This window comes from Herbiconiux moechotypicola, assembly GCF_024979255.1.
GTDB classification, from domain to species: Bacteria; Actinomycetota; Actinomycetes; order Actinomycetales; family Microbacteriaceae; genus Herbiconiux; species Herbiconiux moechotypicola.
In genome coordinates, this window is sequence record NZ_JANLCN010000024.1 from 1 (window position 1) to 7,900 (window position 7,900).

A 7,900-nucleotide genomic window follows, 5' to 3' on the forward strand; every position below is an offset into this window, starting at 1 on the left:
TCAACAACATCCCCGCCGCAAGTTAGCCATCCGGACTGGAACCAAGATCGTGGGGCAGGTCAAATTGTCACCAGTTCGTTCCTCACGCCCAATCGACGCAGTCGGGAGGCGAGGATCAACCTGGTACTACCCGGCCGCTGCGGCGCTCTCGGGAATGGGTGCGGGGTTCGTAATCTCCGGAGGAGAATTCATCACGGCTGCCTCGGCCGGAGTAGCTGCCGCACCTTCGGGTGCAGTGATTGTTGGTGCCTTTGCAGCAGACACAGGAGTGGTCCTAGGTGCTGCGTCTCGGTCAGTGGGCCACGTCTCATTGCTGTACGGATATGACCCTGAAGAGCCCGCTGAGAAGCTCTTCATAATGTCGGTGGTCAACGCCGGGACGGCTATGTCCGCCTCCGCTAAGACGGCCGCCTTGGCCGACATTTCACGACTCACCCAGGCGCTAGTGCGAGGTAAAACCTGGGAGATCCTGAACAAGTCAGTCATTTCGCGAGTGTCCAATCAGTTCGCGAAGGCATTTGGATTCCGTCTCACTAAGCAGGGACTCGGCAAGGTCGTGCCGGCAGAGGAAATTCTTATCGGAGGCACTCTCAACTGGACCACTTTGGAATCGATTGTCGATGCCGCCGACGCCGCGTATCGACGCCGGTTTCTCCTTGAGAAGTACCCGCACATCGGCGACGCTGACACGCCGGAGCCGAGTCCGGACATCGACCCAGATGGCGGCGACGACTCTGACCAGGCAATCAGCGTGCTCGACGAGCTCGCCGAGGCAGGCGGCCCAGACCTTCGATGAGGGCCGGTATCGGCAAGCTGGGGATCGGAGGAGTAGAGCTGTTATGGGTGTGGAAATAGAAAAGAAAAACGGCGATACCCCCGATGGGCGCCGTGGGAGCTTCGGGAAGTTGCAGCTGCGGACGCGGCGGGTCCGTAAGCGAGCCCGTCGAACGTGGATGCCCCTGTATGTCTCGAACTGATCTGGGCTCTGATCGACGGCGTGGTCGCTCTTGTGTTGGTCTATCAGATGGGTGCGCCGATTGATTTGGGCGCTGTCGCACCGTGATGGATGCCGGCGAGGGCGGATGTCTCAATCGTCGCTGGCCAAGCAGGCCTCGACGACGTCGGCCACTCGGTCAGCTCGCGCGTGATCGATGAGTCCACGCGTGACGTACGCCATGGCGTAGTCGAACCTGCGGGAATACCACGCGCTGCTGCCGCCGATGCCGCCCATGCCGAGCTCCCCGCCTTCGACGCGAAGGCCTAGCGACCACTCCACATCGGATCGCACGAACTCGTCGAATCCCACCGCCGAAGGTCGCAGCAGCGCCCGGTGGAGTTCATCACCGAGCAAAGCCGCAACCACGCCGTCGTCCCGGTGGACGTCGTCGTAGAATGTGGCGAGAGAGAGGGCGTCGGTTATTAGACCGACCGCGGGGAATGACGCCGCCCGCCATGTCTCGGAGGCGAGGACGGAGAGATCGAGCAGGCCGGGCGGGTGTAGCAGAGCGGCTCGCGCCACCTCGGTTTCGAGATAACGGGCCTCCCACCCGGGCGCGGCCGCCTCGAGGGTCGCGATGCCGTCTTGTTCCTGCGGTGGAATGCCGAAATGGAGGCGCACGCCTAAGGCCGTGTTGAGCTCCACGGCGCGTTCGGCGACCGAGGGGGCGCCCACTGCAGCCAGAACCCCGTCTACGAGATGACCATAGGTGGCCGCGTGTTCGACCAGCAGCGCTCCCGGCGTCGTGGCTGGGGCGGAATCGGCGATCAGCCGGATAAGCCCGGTGGAATCGAAGAGCGAGACCTGGTTCGTAGCTGGGAACGCGTGTTTGCCCGAGGTGTGGCAGAGGATCATCCGAAGGGTCGTGGGCGAGGACGCGTCGTCGCGGTAATCGGGCCACCACGTCCTGATGGGGTCGTCGAGCGTTAGCGGACCCTCTTTGACAGCGAGGAGTGCGGCCAGCGCCACGAACGGCTTTCCCGCTGAGAACACCTGCACCCGGGTGCTGTGGTCCCAGGGCGTACCGGCAGCAGATTCGGTGCCGCCCCACGCCTCGGCGATCACCTGCCCGTTCTGCATGACGGCGAAGGCGCCGCCTCGTTCCGTGCCGTCATCGACGAGCGCGAGAAACGCGTCGGTGGCGGGGCGGAAGCGATCGCTTGTCGTCATGTGGAGCTCCCTATCGGGTCCAGAGTCTGTGCGCGCCGACTCTCGATTCCGTAGATCCCGTCGTCTATGAGGTCTCGATTCGGTGTCCAGCCCAGCGGAAGGGGCCCTTTCACGTCGGCGCGATCACGGTCCGCTTCGGCGGACCAGCCCTGCCCGGTTCGAGAGCCTTGTGCCCCTGCGGTGCCTCGGGCGATTCGCAACCCGGTTCCTTCCAGGACCGCGTCGGGTGCGCTGCCTCGGCGAACCGATGCGCGGATACTCCACGGTTGATCGGACCAGCTGCCTCCGCGCAGCACCCTGTAGTCGCCGTAGCGGGCTGGGTCCACATAGTCCCAGCACCACTCCCAGACGTTGCCGAGCATGTCGTACATACCAAAGGCGTTGGGTGCTTTAAGGCGGGGAGGCTGTGGGCCATCGACGTGATCTAGCGCGGACCAGGCGATGTCTTGGAGGTCGCCGTAGCGGGCACTCGTGGTCCCGGCTCGACAGGCGTGCTCCCATTCGGCTTCCGTGGGCAGTCGGAACCCGTTGGAAGAAACATCCCATTCGACCCTGCGCCCACTAATCACATAGGCGCGTTCAAAACCGTGTGCGTCCGACAGGGCGTTGCAGAGGCGGATCGCGTCGAACCAGGTGACGTGCGTAGCCGGCGCGTGCGCGCCCGCCGGGAGCGCCACGGATTGAGACAGCTCGAAACTCTGCAGGTCCGCCTGCCTCACCTCGTTGCGGCGTGCGTCGCGCAGTTGAACCCGCCCGGCCGGGATCACGACCATTGAGGGAAACGCCGGTGTCGATGCGGGGCTGGTCACGGCGTCTGCGACGCAGGTATGTCGTCGGCGTCGAAGTAGACCGGAAGTCCCAGCTCGGTCGCGATACGCACGTCGGAGTCGGCACCGGCCGATTCGCCCGGCAGGCGCAGGACGGCGTCGCAGTGGCGAAGGAGCCGGCTCGCGGTCTCGTACATGACGTCCTCGCTCTCCGATTCCTGTTCAGTGAGTCCGCTCAGAACAGGCAAGGCCACCCACTCGCCGATCATCGGGACGTGACCGAGGCGGTAGATGGGTGCGGCGGCTTCTTCGAGGCGCTCCAGGTTTCGGGCGATGGCGGCTTCGTCGCCGTTCGTGCCGGAACGGTACGGGCCGGCGATCAGGATCAATTGTGGTGTCGTCATGCCCGGTACGGTAACGTAACATGCATAAACGTGCAAGAATGGAGACAAGTGGGAATGTTGTCACGAGAGCGGAAGAGCTACCTCCTGACCGTCCTCGAGCGGGACCGCCGGGTCGTGGCCAAGGACGTTGCGCGAGAGCTGAACGTGTCGGAGGACTCCGTCCGCCGCGATTTGCGGGAACTCGCCGAGATCGGCGCGTGTGTCCGGGTCTACGGCGGTGCGCTTCCGGTGAGCGATGTCGAGCCTCCGGTCGCCGAACGCCGTGACGTGGCCGTGGCGAGCAAGGCGCGGGTCGCCCGTCTCGCTCTCGACCGCATAGACGACGGTGAGACGATCGTGCTCGACGGGGGGACGACGGCGCTCGCGCTGACCACGCTACTCCATGATCGCCGATCCCTCACCGTCATCACCCCGAGTCCGGCCGTCGCCATCGCCGTCGCCGAACGCACGGATGCCCGGGTCCAGATGCTCGGCGGGGAACTGACACGCCAATCGATGGTGAACGGTGGGCCTATGGCGATCGAGGAGGCCAGGCGCATCCACGCTGATTCGTTCTTCATGGGGGTCGCCGGGGTGGATCCGGTGGGAGGACTCACCACGGGGACGGCGGATGATGCGGCGACGAAGCGCGCCCTAGCGAGCCAGAGCGAGCGCGTCTTCATCCTCGCGAGCGAGGACAAGATCGGCGTGATCTCCAGGGTGCCGATTGTGGAGTTTACCGCCGTAACCGAGATCATCGTAGATCCGCTCGATGACAACCCGGTCCTGGAGCAGCTGCCACGTGCAGCTGCTGGTCGGTTGAGAGCAACCACCGGGGGCCCCACACTCCGTCGGTATGCGCCAGAGGATGCGTCCGCGACGCTCAGCGTCTTTCTGAGCGCTATTCGGGTGACCGCAGCCAATGACTATTCTCCTGCCCAAATAGATGCATGGACTGCCGGCATTGATTTAGACGTCTGGGCTGGGCAACGATCGGAAGCTGATACTTGGGTGGCTGAGGTCGACGGGACGATCGTCGGATTCACCGACATCAACAGCGAAGGTTACATCGACATGATGTTCGTCGACCCAACCGCAGGGCGCCGTGGAATTGCCACGGCGCTACTGCGGCAGGTCCGGTCGGTCGCGAGAGAGAATGGCGCAACCGAACTGTCGGTGCACGCGAGTAAGACTGCCCGGCCGTTCTTCGAGCGCGAGAGATTCGGCGTATACGCCGAGCAGCAGGTCGAACGAAATGGAGTCTTGTTCATAAATTACCGGATGGGGGCGCCGATTGATACGGGTAGGACAGCAGTCAACCCACGGGAGCTCGAGCACGAGGATGATCACCGTACGACCCGCCGTCAGCGATGACGTCCGACTGCTCATCCCGGTCTGGCGGAGCGCTGTCGAGGCCACCCACCATTTCCTCACCCCGGACGACATCGACTGGTACGAGCCTCACGTCGCCGACTACCTTCGCGCGGCCACCGACCTGCGAGTCGCCACCTGCCAAGCCGATGAACACGCTCCCGGTGCATCGGCCCCGCTCGGGTTCATCGCCTTCGACAACGGCGCGATCCAGATGCTCTTCGTGACCGCTACGTCACAGCGAGCCGGGGTAGGGACGGCGCTGCTGGCCGCGGTGAGGGAAACCGCCCGGCGTGCGGGCTGCGCCGACCTCACCGTCGACGTCAACGAGTCGAATGCAGGTGGGCGGAGCTCTACGCTGCGCGGGGTTTCCGAGTCCTCGGGCGATCACCGCTCGACGACCAGGGCCGCCCGTTCCCGCTCCTCCATCTACGGCTCCCGCTCACTCGCGTCTAGAACCAAACGACGTACAAGGAGATCAACACTCATGTGGCCACGAATCGACGGACATCGAACGCTGGAGCTGGGCACCCCGGGCGACTGGCGCGACGAACTCAACCGCCTTGTCCTTACCGGCACAAGACGTCTGTTAGTGCCGGCGTAGAACGGACCCCCTAGCGCCAATTTGGAATGGACCCCCTGGCTCAGGCTAGGAGGGTGTTTTCGGTGGATACGTGGGCAGAGATCCGGCGGTTGCATCGCTGGGAGAGGGTGCCGATCAAGCAGATCGCGAGGTCCCTCGGGATCGGGCGGAACACGGTTCGTCGAGCGTTGCGAGGCGAGGAGCCCCCGGATCGGTCTCGGGGTCCGCGCGGGTCGAGGATCGATGCGTTCGTGCCGCAGATCCGGGCGTTGCTGGCGGAGTTTCCGAAGATGCCGGCGACGGTGATCGCGGAGCGTGTCGGGTGGGAGTTCTCGCCGTCGTTGTTCCGGGAACGGGTGTCGGAGCTGCGACCGGAGTATCAGGGCATCGATCCTGCGGACCGGCTCTCGTATCAGGCGGGCGAGGTGATTCAGTGCGATCTCTGGTTCCCCGAGACCCGCGTCCCAGTCGGCGACGGCCAGGATCGTGTCCTGCCGGTGTTGGTGATGGTGTCCGGGTTCTCGCGCCGGATCGAGGCGGCCATGCTCCCGTCACGGCAGGGCGGGGATCTCACCTCGGGCATGTGGTCTCTGCTGCAGCGCTTCGGTGGGGTCCCGCGGTCTTTGCTCTGGGATCGGGAGGCCGCGATCGGCGGACTGGGCAAGCCCACGATCCTCGCCGCGACATTCGCCGGGACTCTCGCAACGAAGCTGCGCCTCGCGCCGCCTCGGGATCCGGAGACGAAGAGCGTCGTCGAACGCGCGAACCGATTCCTGGAGACCTCGTTCCTACCCGGCCGGATCTTCCAGGACGTCGATGATTTCAACGCCCAGCTGACGGGCTGGTTGAACACTCGCGCGAACCAGCGTCGGGTCCGCGCAATCGCCGCCCGCCCTGTCGAGCTCGCCGACACCGATCGGGCGGCGATGCTCCCACTGCCGGCGAGGCCACCCACGACGGGGCTGACACATCGAGTCCGGCTGGCTAGGGACTACTACGTCCGCCTCGACGGGAACGACTACTCCGTCGACCCGAGGTTCATCGGTCGGTTCGTTGACGCCACCACGTCGTTGGACGAGGTGACGTTCTCTTGCGCCGGGCAACCAGCTGGCCGTCATGACCGGTCGTTCAGGACAGGACAGACGATCACCGATCCTGAGCACGTCACCGCCGCGGCGAAGCTGCGCGCCCACTACCAACGCCCGAAACCTGCAGGGGTCCGCGAGCACCCGGACGGGCACCGGGTCCAGATCCGAGCGCTGTCGGACTACGACGCCCTGTTCGGCGTTGACTTCACCTCCACGACCCCCACCGAATACGAGAAAGAAGCACAATGACCACGAAGAGCAACACCATCGACGCCCCGATCCCGAAGACCAGCGAGCAGCTCTCCTCGAAGCTCGCCTACCTCGCCCGCGCTCTCAAGACCCCGACCATCGAGCGGGTCTGGGACAATCTCGCCGCAGTTCGGGGGCACCTTGCCCGACATCATCACGCCGGAGACTCCCGCGCCGAGCAGGAAGCCGGCGAGATCGCCCTCGCCGTTCGCGCCTCCCGAGCCGATTCCGCCGCTGAAGGGCACGACGATCGCCCAGAGCACCGTGCTGACCACCGCGCCCCACCACAGGAACGGCAGCCCGATTCGGCTCACCCCGTGGGCGAGCACGTTCCAGCTCGCATGGGCCACCGCAGCGGAGAGAACGTTCGTCGCTGAATCCGAGCCCTTTGTTGCCGCCTAGGGTGCCATCCATGCGGACACGCTCACCGTCGATGAAGACGTGCAACGCGCCCGGCCAGTCATGAGCTGGCCAATGTTCAATGCGTAGTACCCGTGGAGACACCGCTTGCCGGCGTCCGCGGTTCTCCACCCCGATGACATCCGCAAGGCCGCCCGGTAGCTTCCAGGTGTATATGCGACGTCGCAGTCGCTGATCGGTTCATTCACCATCGCACCTCGATTCAATCGCGTCCGGGCTCATTTTTCGTAGATGTCGCGCCGGTGGCCAGCGAGAACGACCACGACCGTCAGGACGTCGTCGTGGATTCGGTACAGCACCCGGTAGTTGCCGGTCCGCACCCGCCACTCTGGGCGTCCGGTGAGCTTCTTCGCTGCCGGCGGCCGAGGATCCTCTGCGAGCAGCTCAACCGCGGCCTGGACGCGTCGCTTAGCCTCAGGTGGCAGCTTCTTGATCGCTCGGACTGCGACAGGGAGAACCTTGATCTGATAGGTCACGGAGCCAGACCGAGGTCGCGCTTGACGTCGTCCCACGGAACGGGCGTCTCACCTAATTCCTCGGTCTCGTCCCAGGCCGAATCCACGGCACGGATGTCCGCGAGCTCCTCGGCGTCTTCCAGCAGTTGATCCAACTGTGCGGCATCGACAACGGCCGCGACGGGCCTGTTGCGGCGTGTGAGATACACCGGCTCGACCCGAGCTTCATCGATGATCGACGCCAAACGCCCACGCGCGTCCGTGATCGCAATCTCGCTCATACCCTCAGATTACTCCAAATCGACGGTTATGTACGAGATAAAGCCTTGTGTACATAACCGCTGATAATAAGGATTATGTCAATACAAAGTGGGCACCTTCGCACTGGACACACCGGCGCGTAGACCCCGCAATGGT

The 7,900-nt window shown here is 64.6% G+C and carries 10 protein-coding genes; 5 read left to right on the forward strand and 5 right to left on the reverse strand.

Annotation, left to right across the window (positions count from 1 at the left end):
* A partial coding sequence (locus tag N1031_RS20265; RefSeq protein ID WP_259481772.1) for an EcsC family protein occupies positions 1-796 on the forward strand: 796 nt, incomplete at its 5' end.
* Between the two features lie 291 nt (positions 797-1,087).
* Here N1031_RS20265 and N1031_RS20270 read toward each other — a convergent pair.
* From N1031_RS20270 to N1031_RS20280, 3 genes are read right to left on the reverse strand one after another with little or no spacing between them, the layout of a single operon-like run.
* Entirely contained in the window at positions 1,088-2,167 is a 1,080-nt protein-coding gene (locus N1031_RS20270; protein WP_259481773.1) for a serine hydrolase domain-containing protein, read from the reverse strand.
* On the reverse strand, positions 2,164-2,976 hold the full coding sequence (locus tag N1031_RS20275; protein WP_259481774.1) for a formylglycine-generating enzyme family protein: 813 nt from the start codon (positions 2,974-2,976) through the stop codon (positions 2,164-2,166). The genes N1031_RS20270 and N1031_RS20275 overlap by 4 nt, the downstream gene beginning before the upstream one ends.
* Complete coding sequence (locus N1031_RS20280) at positions 2,973-3,338, reverse strand: DUF4406 domain-containing protein (RefSeq protein ID WP_259481776.1); 366 nt, start codon at positions 3,336-3,338, stop codon at positions 2,973-2,975. Before N1031_RS20280 ends, N1031_RS20275 begins: the two co-directional genes overlap by 4 nt.
* Positions 3,339-3,392: 54 nt before the next feature.
* Between N1031_RS20280 and N1031_RS20285 the strand changes: the two genes are divergently transcribed.
* The 4 genes from N1031_RS20285 to N1031_RS20485 are packed head-to-tail and all read left to right on the forward strand — an operon-like array spanning position 3,393 to position 6,985.
* Positions 3,393-4,691, forward strand: coding sequence for a GNAT family N-acetyltransferase (locus N1031_RS20285; protein ID WP_259481777.1), 1,299 nt, complete (start codon positions 3,393-3,395; stop codon positions 4,689-4,691).
* Positions 4,660-5,292: a GNAT family N-acetyltransferase gene (locus N1031_RS20290; RefSeq protein ID WP_259481778.1), complete on the forward strand. Its 633-nt coding sequence runs from the start codon at positions 4,660-4,662 to the stop codon at positions 5,290-5,292. The genes N1031_RS20285 and N1031_RS20290 overlap by 32 nt, the downstream gene beginning before the upstream one ends.
* A 53-nt stretch (positions 5,293-5,345) precedes the next feature.
* Complete coding sequence (istA, locus tag N1031_RS20295) at positions 5,346-6,608, forward strand: IS21 family transposase (protein ID WP_259481781.1); 1,263 nt, start codon at positions 5,346-5,348, stop codon at positions 6,606-6,608.
* A complete protein-coding gene (locus tag N1031_RS20485) occupies positions 6,605-6,985 on the forward strand; it encodes a P-loop NTPase family protein (RefSeq protein ID WP_310795724.1) in 381 nt (126 codons plus the stop codon). The genes istA and N1031_RS20485 overlap by 4 nt, the downstream gene beginning before the upstream one ends.
* Before the next feature lie 261 nt (positions 6,986-7,246).
* Here N1031_RS20485 and N1031_RS20305 read toward each other — a convergent pair whose 3' ends face one another.
* Complete coding sequence (locus N1031_RS20305) at positions 7,247-7,504, reverse strand: type II toxin-antitoxin system RelE family toxin (RefSeq protein WP_259481779.1); 258 nt, start codon at positions 7,502-7,504, stop codon at positions 7,247-7,249.
* On the reverse strand, positions 7,501-7,764 hold the full coding sequence (locus N1031_RS20310) for a type II toxin-antitoxin system Phd/YefM family antitoxin (RefSeq protein ID WP_259481780.1): 264 nt from the start codon (positions 7,762-7,764) through the stop codon (positions 7,501-7,503). Before N1031_RS20310 ends, N1031_RS20305 begins: the two co-directional genes overlap by 4 nt.
* Between the last annotated feature and the right edge of the window lie 136 nt (positions 7,765-7,900).